This is a genomic window from Nocardia sp. NPDC003693 (assembly GCF_053981095.1).
Genome location: NZ_JBSFNO010000001.1, coordinates 689,189 through 704,830, shown reverse-complemented (window position 1 = coordinate 704,830; position 15,642 = coordinate 689,189). Strand labels below are relative to the sequence as shown.

Here is a 15,642-nt window from a genome sequence, read left to right as displayed (position 1 = left end):
ATGCACGGTGAGACGCACGGTAGATGCGACAACCTGTCATGGCGTGGGTCGGAGAACGCGAGGCGCGCAGCCGGCGGGGCGGGGACCGCGACGACCAGGCCGCACGTGTACGGCGGCAATGGTCCGCACCTGGCTGCGATGACGCTGTCGCACAGTGGTTTTCATCGGACTCGCGAACACGGGGCGGGTTCGGGCGGTGTCGCCGGCGGGGGAGTGCGCGGCAGGCTGGTGGGCCGGGTGCTGGGGACCGAGCTGACCGTGTTCGAGTTCCTGCTCGTACTGGGCGCTATCGGCGCCGCGTACACGGGGGCGCGCGTGACGCGGGCGCTGGTCGTTCGGGCGCTGCGCGCGGTGGTTCGCCGGTGAGCGTGACGCGGGTGCCGGTTCGCCGGTGCACCGGGCTGTTCGGAGTTGTTCATTCACGCGGGAGGGAAAGAGTTCCATGGGTTCTCTGGTGATGAGCAGGGAGATCCCCTGCGGTCCGGAAGCCGTCTTCGGCACGATCGTTCGCCCGGCCACCTGGCACCGCTGGTTCACCATTCATCGCGGATTCGTGCGCGAGCCACCCGAGCTGCTGAGTGAAGGGGCGACCCTGCTCTCGCGTGTGACCCTCCTCGGCGCGGACGATGAGCTCGAGTGGACCGTGGAGGTGCTCGACGCCCCCTTCCGTATGGTGCTGCTCGGCAGCGGAAGCGGTGGCGCCCGAAGCGAGTTCACGTATTGGCTGCGCCCGTCCGAGGCGGGCACCACCCTCACGATCGGCGGCGTCTTCACCGGTCCCGAGTTCACCCCGGAGCACTCCGCGGCCCTCGAGGACCACGGCCGCGCCGAGCTCGCCCACACCCTGGATCTGCTGGCGGCGATCACGTGCGCGGGCAGCGCGGGTCGGGGTGAACGCCGCCCTGCCTGAGCAATAAGTTCAGAGCCATTCTGGCTCAAATAGCATCTTGACGTGCGAATCCCGTGGTGTATGTTAATAACTGTTCGGAATACGAGATCTCTCTGTTTGCTCAGCTCGTGTGCCGGACCCTCGCCCGACGCCCTGCGGTCCGTACCCACCGCAGGCCGTTTCAGAGGGCGAGTCATGGGGGGAACCCTGCGTGGCCAGTTACCCACTACACCCCTGCGCCACGCAGGCCCACCCGCTTCCGTGGTGGGCCGCACAGGCTCCCGGCGAATTCGTGATCGCGTCCGGCTTCGGCGAACGTCCACTGGTACCGCACTATTCGAGCGAACGGCAATCGCCGGGTCTCGTTCGCCGTGCGGTCGCGACTGCCGGTAAGGTGACAACTCTCCGGCTCACCTCCGCATTTGCCGCTGGCCTACCCTCGACGCGGTGACCTGGAGCGAAAACTATGTCTACGCTGCTGCATTCACAACCACTCGGCGACGGGCGGAAATACGACTTCGATCTCGATACGGCTCCGCAATGGATGGTTCGTGACGCGGTTCGAACTCTGCTGCTCCCCGGGGCCGGCGTCGTCATCGACGACGCGGTTCAGCTCGTCGCGGAACTCGTTGCCAATGCCTGTCAGCACGGCAGCTCGCCACGGCGCTGTAGGTTGCTGGTGCTGGCAGATCCGCCGAGGCTGCGCGTCGAGGTCGACGACAGCCATCCCGGAGTTCCGGTAGCACGAACCCCGGACCGGACCGGGGGCCGCGGCATCATCCTCGTGAACTGCTTGGCCACCGACTGGGGCTGCGTACGTGGATCGGATATCAAGACGGTATGGGCAGAGCTCGCTCTGGTTCCCGCGGCTCGTTCTCACTGACCGAAATCGCGGACAACCACCGCCACGATCCGGCGTCGTCAGAGCCCCAGATCCGAGACCAGGCGCCGGACTCGAGCCTCCACTTGATCGCGAATGGCGCGGACTTCGTCGAGCTCACGGTCCTTCGGATCCGGTAACCACCATTGCTCGAAACGGTGGCCCGACACAATCGGATCGGAGTCGCCGCACCCCATGTCGATGACCACATCGGCGGCCCAGACGAGTTCATCGGTCCACGGCTTGGGGAACGCGGCGGCGATATCGATCCCGCGCTCGGCCATCACCCGCACAACGGCCGGGTTGATCTCCGTTCCCGGCGTGGATCCCGCTGACCAGCCCACGGCGCGGCCTCCGGTCAGGCTGGCGAAGAACCCGAGTGCCATCTGCGATCGCCCCGCGTTGTGCGTGCAGACGAACAGGACCATCGGGCCATCCGCGCGACCCCCACGGGACTTGCGGAGGGCGGTCAGGCGATCGTGCGCGAAAAGTTCTGACAGTCGTGCCAGTTCCCGCTCCGTCGCGCCGGTCTCCATCATTGTCCGATAGGAGGATTCGAGGAGTCGTTCGACGGCTTCGGCACCCAGGTCGTGGCCGAATTCGCTGGTCAGTCGTCGGGCGGCCGAGTCCAGGAAAACGGAGTCGCTGGAGAGTGAGTCGGCTGTGACAGCGAAGCGGCTGGAGAATCGCTCGGTCACTTCTCTCCTTCTCCTCGATGCGGAGTGGGCGGCGTGCTCGGTTGCCACCAGCATACGCAAGGCTATCGATATGCCCGGATAACGATCCCGGCCCAGCCCCACCCTCAAGGTCGGGTGTGGCCTATGTGGTGCGCGAGATCTCCGCATCTCGCTTCATTCGGCGAGGATTGGAGATGACCATAGGACGTGGTATACGCAGGTAAGACGAACCTAGCAGTCAGAATTCACAGTAACTTATGGGCTTGTGTCCGCGGCCTCGGTATGCCAGGATCGGCACGTCGGAGCACGGACGTCCATCGGAGCGCCGGCCAACCACATCGGCGTATCGGGGAGCGCCGCCACCGTCGTACAAGGGACCGGACTTGGGAGCCTTCACGATGATCAAGGAAGTGCCGGGAACCCCGGAAGACTTGTTCGACACCATCATCCGGCCCACGACGTGGGAGCACTGGTTCACGCTGCATCACGATTGCGTGGGGTGCCCGCCGGACACCCTCGCCGACGGCGCGACCCTTCGATCCGAAGTGCTGCTCTTCGGGGTCACGGCCGAAGTCGAATGGACCGTCCCGGTGCGCCGGGAGCCCGATCGAATCGTGTTGCAGGGCAAGGCGCATACCGGACTTCGGTGCGAGTTCGACTACTGGTTCCATCGCACCGGTACCGGGGTCACGATCACCGCGGGCAGCATTTTCACTGCCCCCTCGATGAAACGCGCTGTCGCACAGGCCCTCGAAGAGCGCGGGCGCGACGAACTCGACAGAACCCTCGCGCAACTCGCCGCACTCGCGACCGCACGCGAGCGTTGAGAACCTCTGCGCCGTAGTCCAGTTCACCTCTCGTCCGGAAGTAACGCCCATGCCCGAGCCCTCCTTCGCCGCCAACGATCTCCTGGCTCCGGCCTGGCGGGTACTGCGCGGGTTCCACCCGGAACTGGCGGACTTTCTGCACGGGGCGAGCGTGGAAGAGCTTGAACGGCCCGACGGCGGGGCGTTGCGCATGTTCAAGGAGTGCGGGGCGACCGGGCTCATCGTCGCCGAAAGCGCAGGCGGAGTCGGTGCTTCGGCCGAGGACATGGCATACATCTACCGGGCGATCGGCTCGCGTGCCCCCTCGCTCGCCGTCGCCTCGTCCTTCCACCACATGTCGCTGGCGGCGCTCATCGAACTCGCCGCCACCGCGCCGGCGGCCGAGGGCGAGGCGGTCCAGTTCCTGATCGCCGCGGGTGCGCTCGTCACCTCGGGCTTCGTCGACGACATCCCCGGCAGCGGACGAACCCTGCCCCGGACCGCCGGCGTGCGCGTGGACGCGGGCCGGCATCTCGTCAGCGGCTACGTACACCCCTGCTCGATGGCGCGCTCGATGGATATTCTGTTGTGCCCCAACGGCACCCAGGACGGGAGCCTGGGCATCGCGCTGGTCGCCGCCGGTACTCCCGGCCTGCGGATGCGGCGATCCTGGAACAGCCCGCTGCTGCGCGCCACCGAAACCGAGGAGATCGTGCTCACCGATGTCGTGGCCTCGGCCGTCCTGACCGGGATCGGGCCCGAGCGTCACGCCGACATCGAACGCATCGCCCAGCTGTGGTCCTCGATGCTGGTGATCGCGTCCTACCTCGGCATGGCGACCGCGCTCATGCAGCGGGTACTCGACGTCTCCGGCCGCGATCCCGCACCGTTCGTCTCGGCCGCCGCCGCAGTGGAATCGGCGTGGAGCGCACTGCTTCTCAGCTGCCGTGAATTCGACGCGGGCCGCCGCGACACCGCCTCGGCGGCCCGCGTCATGCACATTCGCTGCGCGCTGCGCGACAACCTGTCCCGCATCACCTCGAACCTCATCGAGGCGATGGGCGCGCACGCGTTCAACGACACCTTCGAGATGCCCTACCTCGCCGGCTGCCTGCACGCGCTGGCCCTGCACCTGCCCAGCCGGCACAGCATCGCACCCCACCTGTACGAGTTCCATCGCAGCGGGTCGTTCGAGGTGCCCTCGCCGATCTCTCCGAATTGACGCCCGGTGAGCCGATTGTTTGCTGATTGGTTTGAGTGACGGAGTGCCGGGTATGTGCACTGCGAGTCGCTGATCGACTTGCCGATATCTCGGCGTTCTGGTCGGCGAATTACATGGAGTGGTCGGAATATATTGTGCAGCAAGGCAATTAGGTCTCGGTGAGCACGTGGCTCGGGGCGTGGATGGGGATCGCGGGGTAGGTGATCTGTTTCAGCGCCCGGACCCGGGGCCGGTAGCTACGGGAGGAGCGGAATCATGATCCCCAGCTCCGCATGGCAGTCGCCGGGAGAGGTGCCCGTCGAGGTCTTGGACGAAATCCGTGGGCGCCTGGCGGCAGAATTCGCGGCGCTCGGCGCGAAAGTAGTCGTTCGGACGGTCGTTTCGTCCGCTGAGTATCTGACGAGTGCGGCGGTGCCGCCGGACCGGCTACCCGGACGGGTGGAGCGCTTCGCGCGGGATCGGTTGAGAGCCTTGGCGAAAGAGCGCGGATGGGCCGGGATCGGTACGGCGGTGCTGTTTCTCTGCAGAAATAACGCGGGACAGTCGCAGATGGCGCGCGGCTTCTTCGCCCAGCTCGCGGGCGAGCGGGTGCTGGCCTGGTCGGGTGGGTCCGCGCCCGGGGCGGAGATCGATCCCACGGTGGTGCGGGTGATGGCCGAGTGGGGGATCGACATCCACGACGAGTTCCCGAAGCCGTGGACCGACGAGTTCGCGCGGGTCGCCGATGCGGTCGTGGATCTGGGCTGTGGCGACACCGATCCGATTCTGGCGGGGCACAGATTCGAACAGTGGCCGACACCGGATCCGGCGGGGCTCCCGATCGAACAGGTTCGCGCGATCGGGCGGGATATCGAACGCCGGGTGCGCCGCTTGGCCATGACGCTGGGTTCGTCCGCGTCGTCGTGACATCGCCGATGAATGGCGGCGACGCCCGCAACACCGCTAGCTGCTGCTCCGTAGCTCGCTAGCAACAATCCCGCGCCCCGACGCCTCGGGTTCCGGCAGTGGTGTTTGGGCATCATGGGCCGGGGCATCCGGTCCGCATGAATCCAGAAACGGGCCCGGGGGACACCCTCGGAGAGAGCGAAAGCCTCGACTCGGACGAAGTCAGGAACGAAGACGGCGACGCGGTGGTGACGCCGCCCGACCACTGGCAAGCGGCCGACCGTGACGACATGACCACGCGCGGGCAACAGCTGGGCGAATCGCATGCCGAGCGCCTCGCCGCCGAAGAGCCCGACCAGCAACCGTACGAAGAAAGCGATCCCCCGCGGGACGGTCTGTCCCTCGACTCTGCCAACTCGGAGGCCGACGACCCTGATCGCCCGGTCCGCCGGCACCGAGGACAGGTGAGCAGCACTCCCGAAGACGGCGATCCGTTCTACAGCGAACTCGATTAGGTCAGGCTTCCGGGAAGCGGGCGGCAACGTCCGAATTCTATTTCACCGCGTACGTCGTTGTTATTGAATGCATGCCGCCGCGATGGCGATGACCGTGGCAGCCGCCACCGCGACCGCGACCGACGCGCCGCCCGCAGCGGCTCCCGTCGCCGAAGTGGTCGATCAGCGCCGTCGCGACCTCATCGGCGCGGCCGCGCTCGACGGCGCCGCGCACGGTTCGGCCGAAGGCGCGGCGACGGCGCGATCATCGGAACCGCGGTGGGCGTCGGAATCACCACCGCGGCCGGTGCGGCCTCCGCTGCCACCGGAGCGGGCGTCGGCGCCGCGGCGGGAGCCGCCGCCGGCCTGGCAGCGGGCCCTGTCATCGGTGCGACGGCCGGTGCCGCGGCGGGAGCGGCGATCGGCGCCGTGGTCGGCCCCGCGGTCGGCGCGGGCGCCGGTGCGCTGGCGGGCGCGGGACTCGGCGCCGGGCTGGCGGTCGTGGCCGGTGTTCCGGTGACCGCCACCACCGCCGCGATCGGTACGGCGATCGGCGCGGGCGCGGGAGCGGCCGCCGGGGCCGCGATCGCCGCGGCCGACGCCAATACCGGACTGGCGCAGCAGAATCTGGACGACCTGAACGCCTTCGCCTACAACTGGTGACCCCGGGGCGCGAAAGCCCCTCGCGCGCAGCCGGTCCTCCCGCTCGATGCTCCAAGGGGTGGAGACAGGCTGTGCCACCGCCACGGCCACGGCCACGGCTACGACGACCGGTTTGATTGCGTCGATGTAGATGGAACGGGCGGACACATATATCCGTGGAAGTGAACAATGAACCGGATCAGTGGCCGATTCTGTCTGGAATATGTACTAACATAGTGATGGTCGTTCGCGACCGCCGCGCAGTGCGCGAAGTCAGCGTTCACGACGAGTCGCAGGGCAGATGCGAGAACCGGTCGTGGCGCGGTGTCGACAGTTCGCGGACCGGTTCCGGCGGTACTGGGGGATCGCCGGCCCGGCCGCGACTGTCCCCGTGATACCCATGAGCGCGTCGCGGTTCGCGAGCCCCGCCGGTCCCAGGTGGCCGGTACATGGGCAGACTGGGGGTATGGCTTCCGGATCCCCAGCTCGGCCCTCGCCCGCGGACCTGGCCGCGGCGCAGGACACCACCATTCCCAGCGTGATCGGGCCCGGGCTGCGGGTGCTGTTCTGCGGAATCAATCCCGGCCTGTGGTCCGGCGCCACCGGGCACCACTTCGCCCGCCCCGGCAATCGGTTCTGGCCCGCCCTGCACCGATCCGGTTTCACCCCGCGCCAGTTTCGACCCGACGAGCAGCAGGAGCTGCTCGGGTTGGGCTTGGGCATCACCAACGTGGCGGCGCGCACGACCGCGAAGGCGGACGAACTCACCGCAGACGAATTGCGTGCCGGCGGAAAGGATCTGGTCGATCGGGTCGAGCGCTACACACCCGCGGTGCTGGCCGTGCTCGGGATCGGCGCCTACCGCACGGCCTTCGGCCGCCCGCGCACCACGATCGGCCCCCAATCCGAGCGCATCGGTGACACCGCGATCTGGGTCCTGCCCAACCCCAGTGGCCTCAACGCCCACTACACCCTCGATGCCCTCGCCGCTGAGTTCCGCGCGCTGCGCGAAGCGATCGGCGACGCCTAGAACGCTGTACCCCTAGCGAATACGAGGAGCCGATGACCGAAGCGGTCGATGGACGCGCGGGCATCGACGCGCGACTCGTCGAAAGCCTGATCGCGCAACAGTTTCCACGGTGGAGCCACCTGCCGATCAGGCCGGTGCCGCACGACGGCTGGGACAATCGCACCTATCGCCTGGGCGAGGACATGAGCGTCAGGCTGCCGACCGCGGCCGGCTACGCCCCCGCAGTCGCCAAGGAAAGCCGCTGGCTTCCGACACTGGCACCGGCGCTACCGGTTTCGGTACCGACCATCCTCGGCGAGGGCCTACCGGGTCTCGGCTACGAGTTCCCCTGGTCCGTGCGGCGCTGGATCGCGGGTGAATCCGCCGATCGGGCCGCCATCGGTAACCCCGTCGACTTCGCGGTCGCCGTCGCGGAATTCCTTCGCGCGCTGCAGCGCTGCGCCACCACCGGCGGGCCGGCGGCCGGTGCGCACAGTTTCCATCGAGGACGGCCGCCGCGGGTCTACGACGGGCAGACTCGCGCGCTGCTCGCCACGCTCGACGGAATCGACACCGCCGCGGCGACCACCGTGTGGGACGAGGCGCTGGCCACCGAATGGACGCGGAGCCCGGTCTGGTTCCACGGCGACCTCGCACCGGGCAACCTGCTGCTCGAGGCCGGGAAGCTGACCGCGGTGATCGACTTCGGCACCTGCGGTGTGGGCGACCCCGCCTGCGACCTGGTACCGGCGTGGACGATGTTCTCCGGGCCGAGCCGCGAGGTTTTCCGCGCGGCGGTCGGCCACGATGAGGACACCTGGGCGCGAGCGCGGGGCTGGGCGCTGTGGAAGGCACTGCTGACGCTCGAGGCGTGCCCCGCCACCGACCATGCCGAGCGGACGCGCATCCTGCTGCTCGTCGACGGGATCCTGACCGATCGGCCGATGCGGTGAACAGCGCCCGATCCTGCGCACACAGGGGAGAAGCGGCGCGCGGATTCACCTCCAGATAGCAATTTTCCGTCGCTGACCAGCAAATACAGTTCTTCTCACACCCATGTGCCGATCCCGGATCCGGTCTCTACCTTCGAGCAGATGACCGAGAGAACAATCCCCGGGCTCAAGACCCGCGACGTGGAGCCGGTGGCGGAGTTCTACACCGCGCTCGGGTTCGAGATCACCTTCCAGCAGACCTCGCCCTACCGGTTCCTGAGCGTCCGGCGCGGCGGCATCGAGTTGAACTTCCACGGGGACAGGCACTTCGACCCGGCGACCTCGGCCCACGGCTGCGTCGTGCACACCGACCGCGTCGACCACCTGTACGCCGTGTTCACCGAGGCGCTGGCGGCCCACTTCGGGCGAGTGCCGCTCGAGGGGACGCCGCGGGTGGGTTCGCTGCAGGACATGTCCTACGGCGTGCGGCAGTTCCTGCTGATCGACCCCGGCGGCAACACCCTGCAGATCTGCCAGGCGATCAGTGCCGACCAATCGCATCGGCCCGTCCCGCGCGAAACCTTCGCGCGGGCAGTGCATATGGGCGCGCTCTTCGCCGACTCCAAGCAGGACCTGGAAGCGGCGGTCAAGGTTTTGGACCGCGCGCTGGGCCGCACCGACGAGGAGCCCACCGCGGTACAGCTCGTGCGGCTGCTCGTGCTGCGCGCCGACGTGGCGATCCGCCAGGGCGACAGAGGATTCGCCGCCACCCTGCTGAACCGGGTGCGCGGGCTGGAGCTGAGCGCGGACCAGCGAGAGGAGCTGGCCGACGAACTGCGCCGCGCGGGTGAACTCGCCGTAGACGGCTGAGCGGCACCGGAATCGGAGTCAGCTGCCCGGCGATCCGTACTCGGCGAGCACCGGTGCGAGTTCGTCCGGGCTCGCACCGTGCAGGATGACCCGATCCGCGCCGTAGGCGAACTCGTCGCGGATCCGTGCCACGCAGCGGGCGGGGGATCCGGTGGCCGCCGCCGCGAGCCAGTCGCCGGGAAGTAGACCGGCAATGTGCTCGAGCTGGTCCACGGTGGCCTTCGCGTCGATGGCGCCCGGCACGGACCCCACCACGGGATCGTCTCGAAACCGCTGCAGCACAGCGGGATCCCAGTCGTTGGTGCGAACCATCAGGTCGCCGTAGCCCTGCAGGTACGTGGCCAGCCGGCCGACCGTCTTGCGCAGACGGTCGGCCTCGGGCAGGTGATCGCCGACCGTGGCCAGGCACGACCACACCCGGACCGAGTTGGGGTCGCGACCGGCCTGCTCGGCCGCCCGTTTCACCGTCGCCACGCAGCGGGTCAGGGTTTCCGGCGGGAAGTAGGTGTGCAGGATGACGTCATCGAACACGCGCCCGCCCAGGGCGAGGGTGCGCGGCCCGAACGCGACCAGGGCCAGGGGGATGTCCTCGTCGAAGTCGGCGTCCAGGAACAGCACGGGGTAGCGGCCCATCGGGCCGTCGTGGCCGATGATCGTCTCCCCGCGCCAGAGTCGCCGGGTGACGCGCGCCCAGTCCTCCATGTGCGCGGTGGTCACCTCGGGAATGCCGAACGCCGCGTGGATCGGCGCCACCCCGCGACCGATGCCGAGGGTGAATCGGCCGCCGGACAACCGGTGCATGGTCGTGGCCCACGAGGCGGTGACCAGCGGGTGCCGGGTGTTGCAATTGGTCGCGGCGGTGGCGATTCGCATCCGTGTGGTCACCGCGCAGGCCGCGCCGACCAGGGACGACGCCTCCTTGATGTTCCACCGTTCGGAGATGAAGGCCGTGCCGACGCCGAGCTCCTCGGCCTGTTCGGCCTCGTGGATCAGGGTCGCGGGTCCGGCGCCCCCGGCGCCCCCGAGCAGGTAGCAGCCGAGTTCCTCGTGAACCTGTGCCATGCACGTCTCCCTACCGAATGCCGCGCGGGCCAACGCTTTCCGCGCCATCTGCCGATCCGTGCTCGACGGAACCCGGGCGACAGGCGTCGAGTCGTTGTCCGACACGCGACAAAATAACAGCGTTATCGGTCGATTGTGCGGTTTCGTCAGAATCTGTGGTGAACGGAGTGGGCCGGCCGGTCGCAAGGATCCCTGTCGCTCGGTTCTCCCGCTTCTCGCCCGCGATCACGACTGTTAACGTAACGTCGTTTCCGCCCCCGGTTCGAGTGGAAGAGAAGCGTCATCGTGGCGAAACCCCTGCTGAGCTCGGATACGATCTACGACGAAGCCCTGCGCATCCTCGCCGACCAGGGCGCGGCCGGACTCACCATCCGCACCCTGGCCACTCAGCTGCGCTGCTCGAATTCCACGCTCTACCAACAGGTCGGCTCGGCCGAGCAGCTCACCCGCGGCGTCGTCGCCCACGCCTTCGCCCGGCTCGAGATCTCCTTCGACGCCGACGCGGTCTGGGAGGTGGCCGTCCAATCGTGGTGCCTGGCACTGCGCGGGGCGCTGCTGGAGCAGCCCGAGCTGTGCAAACTCATGACCGTCGCCGACCGCGGCGTGGTCATCGACTACGCGGAACGACTGCTGGTTGTCCTCGAACGCGACGGCTTCAGCCGCGCCCGGGCGATCGAGATCGGCGGCATTCTCGCCCACGTCACCCTCAGCATGAGCCTGTCCGACATAGCGGCGCCGGGGGAGTGGGACGACCCCCGCGTCTTCGCCACCACCGTCCGCTGGCTCATCCACGGCATGGCGCTGACCCGTGCGGAAGAACTGCTCGGCGCGCGAACAGATCCGGTCGTCACCGCCCGGTAGGCAAGGAACCATCATGACCACTGCCTCGTCCGACTCCACCGCGCTGCCGTCGAGTCCGGCGGACCTCACCCCCGAATGGCTCGGCGCCGTTCTGGGCGTGCAGGTTTCGTCGGTGCGCGTCGAGCCCATCGGCACCGGCCAGACCGGCGCGACCTACCGCCTGACCCCGGCCTACGCCGCCGCGGGGTCGCATCCGGTATCGCTGGTGGCGAAGCTGCCCTCCCAGGAGCCGGGAGTGCGCGAACGCGCCGCCCTGGGATACCGCGCCGAACACGCCTTCTACACCCGCGTGGCCCACACCGTGGCGGTACCCGTCCCCGAGGTCTTCCACTGCGAGATATCCTCCGACGGTTCCGAATTCGTGCTGCTCATCGCAGATCTGGCCCCGGCCGCGCAGGGCGATCAGCTGCGCGGTTGCGGCACCGAGGACGCCCGGCTGGCGGTGCGGGCGCTGGCGGATCTGCACGGGCCGCGCTGGTGCGATCCGGCGTGGCTGTCGTTCGAGGGCATCGCCATGCCCAAAGCCGATGCCGACTTCGCCCGCGGTATGGGCGCACTCGCCGGGATCGCCCTGGAGAAGACGCTGTCGGGTCTGGGCGACCGCATGAGCGCCGCCGACCGAACCGTGCTGACCGAGGCGGCGAACCTCATCGAGCCCTGGCTCGGCCTGGACGCGGACCGCTTCTGCCTGCTGCACGGCGACTATCGGCTCGACAACCTCCTGTTCGACGCCGTGGCCCACACCGTCACGGTCGTGGACTGGCAAACCCTCACCGTCGGACTACCCGCCCGCGACCTCGCCTACTTCCTGGCAACGAGCATGGATCCTGCCGCTCGCGAACGCGGCGAAGCCGGCCTCGTCGAGGCGTATCACCGCCGGCTGCTCGAGCACGGCGTGCGCGACTTCACCCTCGACCGCTGCTGGACCGACTACCGGCTCGGGATGCTCCAGATCCCGCTACTGACCACCTTCGGCTACGCCTTCACCGCCACCACCGAACGCGGTGACGACATGATGCTCACCATGATCGAGCGGGGCTGCCATGCCATCCGTCATCTCGAAACCATCGCTCTCACACAGCAACTCGTCTAGACAGCACCCGTCGGACGCCCCCTCTGCGGTCCGTCATATTGGTACTTTACAGGTGGCTAGCCAGGTGTAAATATTGAGCGATGGACGCGGCCACGAGCACAGACGTAGGACGGCGCGCACTGCGCGGCCGAGCGGCCGAGACGGTCGAGCGGCTGCTCGACGCGGGCCTGGAGGTGTTGCGCGAGCAGGGATTCGAACAGCTGTCGATGCGCGAGGTCTGCCGCCGTGCCGGGGTGACCCACGCGACCGCCTACGGCTACTTCTCCGCGAAGGAACACCTGGTCTCGGAGATCTACTGGCGGCGCGTGAGCGCCTGGTGTGAGACCCCGCTCGCGGACGGCACCCCGCTCGAGCGCCTGGACGCGGTGTTCGCCGAACTGGCCGCGCTCTCGGCCGCCGAACCCGAGCTCAGCATCGCGGCCTCGGCGGCGGTGCTGAGCCGCGATCCCGATGTCGCGCGGGTACGGACGCGTATCGGCGCCGCCATGAGCGCGCGCACCCGCCGCGCGGCCGGCGACCGCCCCGCCGACGTGCTCACCGCCCTCGACATCGCGGTCAGCGGTGCGATGGTGCAGGCGGGCATGGGCTACTTCTCCTACCCCGAGATGGCGAGCCGCCTGAGCTCGATCGCCCACCTGCTGTTGCGTCCCTGACCCTTTCGATCCACCGCCCGGTGCGCGCCACGAGCCCGCCCCGGCGCCCCGCTGTACCGAACCGCGTTGCGGTTCACCGAAGTAGATGAGGACACCCACCATGAGTTTCGATCGCGCCGAACTGGAATCGTTCTGGCAGAGCTGGCTGGAGATCAACCGGCGGGCCCAGGAACTCGGCGACTGGTCGGTCATGGCCGACCACTACGAACCCGACGCGTCCTACGGCTGGTCCTACTCGGCCACGGACCAGTTCATGGCCACCGGCCGGGACGAGATCCGGGAGCTGGCCCTGGGCACCGAGATGCTCGGCTTCCAGGGCTGGGTCTACCCCTACCAGAGCGCGGTCATCGACGAGCAGAACGGCCAGGTCGTCGGCTTCTGGCGCCAGCGCAGCACCTTCACCGATCCCTCGGGCGCGCCGTACGAGATCCCCAGCCTGGGCTGCAGCTGGTTCCAGTACAGCGGCAACAACACCTGGTCCTGGCAGCGCGACATCTTCGACGCCGGCATCGCCGCCAAGACCGTCGGCCGAATGTTCAAGGACCGCACCAACACCCCCGAACTCGACGCCCGCGTCAAGGCCGCGACCAGCGGTCCCCAGCCCGGCCACTACCCGGGCCTGGAGCAGATGAGCAGCCCGCTGTGGCCGATCCCGGCGGTTGATCTGTGACCGGCGCACCCGAGCCGCACTGGTCCCTCGACCGCGCCGGGGACCAGAGCGGGCGCGTCGCGGTCGTGACGGGCGCCAACACGGGCATCGGGCTGGAAATGGCCCGGGCCCTGGCACATCGGGGCGCGACGGTCGTGCTGGCCTGCCGCAACGCCGAGCGCGCCGCGGCGGCCCGCGCGGACATCCTCGCCGGTGCCGCCGGCGCGAGCGTGCATGTCGAGGACCTCGACACCAGCAGTCTCACCTCGGTCGCACGGTGCGCCAATCGATTACGTGAGCAGTGGCCGGCCATCGACCTGCTGATCAACAACGCGGGTGTGATGGCCAAACAGCGCACCGTGACCGAGGAGGGTTTCGAACTCGACTTCGTGACGAACTTCCTCGGGCACTTCGCCCTGACCGGGCACCTCGCGGACGCGCTGTCCGCCGCCCCCGCCGCGCGGATCGTGACGGTCAGCAGTCTCACCCACCGTCGTCGCACCGCGACCCTCGACTACGACGACCTGGCGCTAGAGCGCGGCTTCGACTCGGAGGCCGCTTACGCGCGGTCGAAGCTGGCGTCGATGACGTTCATGATCGAACTCCAGCGGCGGCTGGCGGCCTCCGGCTCCCGCGCGATCTCGCTGGCCGCGCACCCCGGCGGTGTGCGGACCGGCATTCTGCGCGAACAGAATCCCCTGGTTCGGCTCGTGTACAACCCTCGAATGACCTGGCTGACAGGCTGGTTCACCCAGGGCACGGTGGCAGGCGCCGAACCGATCCTGCGCGCGGCCCTGGACCCGGACGTCGCAGGCGGCGAGTTCTTCGGCCCCGGCGGGCGCTGGGAGCTCATCGGCCCACCGGTCCCGGTCACCATCTCGCGCCGCGCACAGGATCCGGCCGCCGGCGCCCGGTTGTGGGAGGTCGCCGAGCAACTCACCGGGGTCCGTTTCCCGGCGGCGTGAACATCCCGGCGGGCTCCGTCGATCCGTCGACGGCGCCCCCGTTCGAGAAAAGACAACGATGCGGTACTACATCAGCACCGGCTTCCTGGCGACCCGGGAGATTCCCGAGATCGCCCGCGCCGCCGACGCTCTCGGCTACGACGGGATGGGCCTGCCCGATCACGTCGTGAACCTCGCCGAGCTGGAGACGCCCTACCCCTACACCCGCAGCGGCAAGCGCCGCTGGGATCCCTTCGCGGACTGGCCCGATCCCTGGGTGCTGATCGGCGCCCTGGCCCAGGTCACCACCCGCCTGCGCTTCGTCACCACCGTGTACATCCCCGCGATGCGCGAACCCTACGCCGCGGCCAAGTCGATCGGCACCGCCGCGGTGCTGGCGGACGGGCGCGTCGAACTCGGTATCGGAGTCGGTTGGTGCCGCGAGGAATTCGAGCTCCTGGGCAGGCCCTTCGACCGCCGGGGCGCCCGCACCGAGGAACAGATCGAACTCATGCGCCGCCTGTGGGAGCCGGGCTGGACCGAATTCGACGGCGAGTTCTTCCACACTCCCCGGCTCGCGATGAGCCCGCCCGCGCCCGCGGTCCCGGTGCTGGTCGGCGGTCTCACCGACATCGCGCTGGCCCGCGCGGCACGCTACGACGGCTGGATCGGCGATCTCACCACCACCGACAAGGCCGTCGCCATCGCGGCGAAGCTGCGCGCGCTCCGCACCGCGGCGGGTCTGTCGATGGACGATTTCACCGTCATGGCTCCGCTGACCGACGCGCTGACCATCGAGGACTACGCCCGCGCCGAAGCCGGCGGCATCACCCACATCCTGACCATGCCGTGGATGTTCTACACCGGCCCGGACGCGACGACCGCGCAGAAGATCGCCGACATGGAGCGCTTCCGCCACGACCTGAAACTCGACCGATAGCGCTGCGGCCCGGGCGGTCTCACCATCCGGGGCCGCGCGGTCCGAGCGCACGGGGCGCCCGCCCGGGACGACCGGCGGTACAGTGGGCGGGCAATCGGCCGGGCCGGTCGATCCGGTTCGCGGGACGGAGCCAG

19 protein-coding genes are annotated in these 15,642 nt (G+C 68.8%); 17 read left to right on the top strand and 2 right to left on the bottom strand.

All coding sequences use genetic code 11. The features are described from left to right. Positions 1 to 138: 138 nt before the first annotated feature. The 3 genes from ACWDOP_RS03675 to ACWDOP_RS03665 all read left to right on the top strand — a co-directional run bounded on the left by ACWDOP_RS03675 (position 139) and on the right by ACWDOP_RS03665 (position 1,772). Positions 139 to 366 (top strand): hypothetical protein, encoded by a 228-nt coding sequence (locus ACWDOP_RS03675; protein ID WP_456343771.1) that lies wholly within the window; start codon positions 139 to 141, stop codon positions 364 to 366. 76 nt (positions 367 to 442) lie between these two features. After that, positions 443 to 910 carry an SRPBCC family protein gene (locus tag ACWDOP_RS03670; RefSeq protein ID WP_456343770.1) on the top strand — a complete coding sequence of 156 codons (468 nt, stop codon included), beginning with the start codon at positions 443 to 445 and terminating at the stop codon, positions 908 to 910. Positions 911 to 1,355: 445 nt separating this feature from the next. Beyond that, entirely contained in the window at positions 1,356 to 1,772 is a 417-nt protein-coding gene (locus tag ACWDOP_RS03665; protein WP_456343769.1) for an ATP-binding protein, read from the top strand. A 38-nt stretch (positions 1,773 to 1,810) separates the two neighbouring features. Here the strand turns inward: ACWDOP_RS03665 and ACWDOP_RS03660 are convergent, their stop codons facing one another. Beyond that, positions 1,811 to 2,521 (bottom strand): arsenate reductase ArsC, encoded by a 711-nt coding sequence (locus tag ACWDOP_RS03660; RefSeq protein ID WP_456343833.1) that lies wholly within the window; start codon positions 2,519 to 2,521, stop codon positions 1,811 to 1,813. A gap of 308 nt (positions 2,522 to 2,829) precedes the next feature. Between ACWDOP_RS03660 and ACWDOP_RS03655 the strand changes: the two genes are divergently transcribed. From ACWDOP_RS03655 to ACWDOP_RS03620, 8 genes are all read left to right on the top strand, one after another. Next, complete coding sequence (locus ACWDOP_RS03655) at positions 2,830 to 3,273, top strand: hypothetical protein (RefSeq protein WP_456343768.1); 444 nt, start codon at positions 2,830 to 2,832, stop codon at positions 3,271 to 3,273. Positions 3,274 to 3,322: 49 nt separating this feature from the next. Next, on the top strand, positions 3,323 to 4,474 hold the full coding sequence (locus ACWDOP_RS03650) for a hypothetical protein (RefSeq protein WP_456343767.1): 1,152 nt from the start codon (positions 3,323 to 3,325) through the stop codon (positions 4,472 to 4,474). Positions 4,475 to 4,729: 255 nt separating this feature from the next. Continuing rightward, positions 4,730 to 5,380: an arsenate reductase/protein-tyrosine-phosphatase family protein gene (locus tag ACWDOP_RS03645; protein ID WP_456343766.1), complete on the top strand. Its 651-nt coding sequence runs from the start codon at positions 4,730 to 4,732 to the stop codon at positions 5,378 to 5,380. 98 nt (positions 5,381 to 5,478) lie between these two features. Next, positions 5,479 to 5,874, top strand: a complete 396-nt coding sequence (locus tag ACWDOP_RS03640; RefSeq protein ID WP_456343765.1) for a hypothetical protein — start codon at positions 5,479 to 5,481, stop codon at positions 5,872 to 5,874. A 258-nt stretch (positions 5,875 to 6,132) separates the two neighbouring features. Further along, positions 6,133 to 6,516: a hypothetical protein gene (locus ACWDOP_RS03635; RefSeq protein WP_456343764.1), complete on the top strand. Its 384-nt coding sequence runs from the start codon at positions 6,133 to 6,135 to the stop codon at positions 6,514 to 6,516. A gap of 445 nt (positions 6,517 to 6,961) precedes the next feature. After that, the gene (gene mug, locus ACWDOP_RS03630) at positions 6,962 to 7,525 is read left to right on the top strand and encodes a G/U mismatch-specific DNA glycosylase (RefSeq protein WP_456343763.1); all 564 of its coding nucleotides are present in this window, start codon (positions 6,962 to 6,964) and stop codon (positions 7,523 to 7,525) included. 32 nt (positions 7,526 to 7,557) lie between these two features. After that, complete coding sequence (locus ACWDOP_RS03625) at positions 7,558 to 8,457, top strand: aminoglycoside phosphotransferase family protein (RefSeq protein ID WP_456343762.1); 900 nt, start codon at positions 7,558 to 7,560, stop codon at positions 8,455 to 8,457. Positions 8,458 to 8,598: 141 nt separating this feature from the next. Next, the gene (locus ACWDOP_RS03620) at positions 8,599 to 9,306 is read left to right on the top strand and encodes a VOC family protein (RefSeq protein WP_456343761.1); all 708 of its coding nucleotides are present in this window, start codon (positions 8,599 to 8,601) and stop codon (positions 9,304 to 9,306) included. Positions 9,307 to 9,324: 18 nt separating this feature from the next. Here the strand turns inward: ACWDOP_RS03620 and ACWDOP_RS03615 are convergent, their stop codons facing one another. After that, the gene (locus ACWDOP_RS03615; RefSeq protein WP_456343760.1) at positions 9,325 to 10,368 is read right to left on the bottom strand and encodes a TIGR03857 family LLM class F420-dependent oxidoreductase; all 1,044 of its coding nucleotides are present in this window, start codon (positions 10,366 to 10,368) and stop codon (positions 9,325 to 9,327) included. Positions 10,369 to 10,653: 285 nt separating this feature from the next. On the opposite strand from ACWDOP_RS03615, the gene ACWDOP_RS03610 reads away from it, so the two are divergent. The 6 genes from ACWDOP_RS03610 to ACWDOP_RS03585 all read left to right on the top strand — a co-directional run bounded on the left by ACWDOP_RS03610 (position 10,654) and on the right by ACWDOP_RS03585 (position 15,508). Continuing rightward, positions 10,654 to 11,229: a TetR/AcrR family transcriptional regulator gene (locus tag ACWDOP_RS03610; RefSeq protein ID WP_454207729.1), complete on the top strand. Its 576-nt coding sequence runs from the start codon at positions 10,654 to 10,656 to the stop codon at positions 11,227 to 11,229. Positions 11,230 to 11,242: 13 nt separating this feature from the next. Then, on the top strand, positions 11,243 to 12,322 hold the full coding sequence (locus tag ACWDOP_RS03605) for a phosphotransferase family protein (RefSeq protein ID WP_456343759.1): 1,080 nt from the start codon (positions 11,243 to 11,245) through the stop codon (positions 12,320 to 12,322). Positions 12,323 to 12,402: 80 nt separating this feature from the next. Continuing rightward, positions 12,403 to 12,975, top strand: a complete 573-nt coding sequence (locus ACWDOP_RS03600; protein WP_456343758.1) for a TetR/AcrR family transcriptional regulator — start codon at positions 12,403 to 12,405, stop codon at positions 12,973 to 12,975. A 100-nt stretch (positions 12,976 to 13,075) separates the two neighbouring features. Then, on the top strand, positions 13,076 to 13,645 hold the full coding sequence (locus ACWDOP_RS03595) for a nuclear transport factor 2 family protein (protein WP_456343757.1): 570 nt from the start codon (positions 13,076 to 13,078) through the stop codon (positions 13,643 to 13,645). After that, positions 13,642 to 14,589 (top strand): oxidoreductase, encoded by a 948-nt coding sequence (locus ACWDOP_RS03590; protein ID WP_456343756.1) that lies wholly within the window; start codon positions 13,642 to 13,644, stop codon positions 14,587 to 14,589. Before ACWDOP_RS03595 ends, ACWDOP_RS03590 begins: the two co-directional genes overlap by 4 nt. Positions 14,590 to 14,647: 58 nt before the next feature. Then, positions 14,648 to 15,508: a TIGR03619 family F420-dependent LLM class oxidoreductase gene (locus ACWDOP_RS03585; protein ID WP_456343755.1), complete on the top strand. Its 861-nt coding sequence runs from the start codon at positions 14,648 to 14,650 to the stop codon at positions 15,506 to 15,508. Positions 15,509 to 15,642 lie beyond the last annotated feature (134 nt).

What these genes read in the sequence shown, in the direction of transcription:
- ACWDOP_RS03675 (WP_456343771.1), top strand. Translation starts at nt 139, where the DNA reads ATGACGCTGTCGCACAGTGGTTTTCATCGGACTCGCGAACACGGGGCG.
- ACWDOP_RS03670 (WP_456343770.1), top strand. Translation starts at nt 443, where the DNA reads ATGGGTTCTCTGGTGATGAGCAGGGAGATCCCCTGCGGTCCGGAAGCC.
- ACWDOP_RS03665 (WP_456343769.1), top strand. Translation starts at nt 1,356, where the DNA reads ATGTCTACGCTGCTGCATTCACAACCACTCGGCGACGGGCGGAAATAC.
- ACWDOP_RS03660 (WP_456343833.1), bottom strand. Translation starts at nt 2,521, where the DNA reads ATGCTGGTGGCAACCGAGCACGCCGCCCACTCCGCATCGAGGAGAAGG.
- ACWDOP_RS03650 (WP_456343767.1), top strand. Translation starts at nt 3,323, where the DNA reads ATGCCCGAGCCCTCCTTCGCCGCCAACGATCTCCTGGCTCCGGCCTGG.
- ACWDOP_RS03645 (WP_456343766.1), top strand. Translation starts at nt 4,730, where the DNA reads ATGATCCCCAGCTCCGCATGGCAGTCGCCGGGAGAGGTGCCCGTCGAG.
- mug (WP_456343763.1), top strand. Translation starts at nt 6,962, where the DNA reads ATGGCTTCCGGATCCCCAGCTCGGCCCTCGCCCGCGGACCTGGCCGCG.
- ACWDOP_RS03625 (WP_456343762.1), top strand. Translation starts at nt 7,558, where the DNA reads ATGACCGAAGCGGTCGATGGACGCGCGGGCATCGACGCGCGACTCGTC.
- ACWDOP_RS03620 (WP_456343761.1), top strand. Translation starts at nt 8,599, where the DNA reads ATGACCGAGAGAACAATCCCCGGGCTCAAGACCCGCGACGTGGAGCCG.
- ACWDOP_RS03615 (WP_456343760.1), bottom strand. Translation starts at nt 10,368, where the DNA reads ATGGCACAGGTTCACGAGGAACTCGGCTGCTACCTGCTCGGGGGCGCC.
- ACWDOP_RS03605 (WP_456343759.1), top strand. Translation starts at nt 11,243, where the DNA reads ATGACCACTGCCTCGTCCGACTCCACCGCGCTGCCGTCGAGTCCGGCG.
- ACWDOP_RS03600 (WP_456343758.1), top strand. Translation starts at nt 12,403, where the DNA reads ATGGACGCGGCCACGAGCACAGACGTAGGACGGCGCGCACTGCGCGGC.
- ACWDOP_RS03595 (WP_456343757.1), top strand. Translation starts at nt 13,076, where the DNA reads ATGAGTTTCGATCGCGCCGAACTGGAATCGTTCTGGCAGAGCTGGCTG.
- ACWDOP_RS03585 (WP_456343755.1), top strand. Translation starts at nt 14,648, where the DNA reads ATGCGGTACTACATCAGCACCGGCTTCCTGGCGACCCGGGAGATTCCC.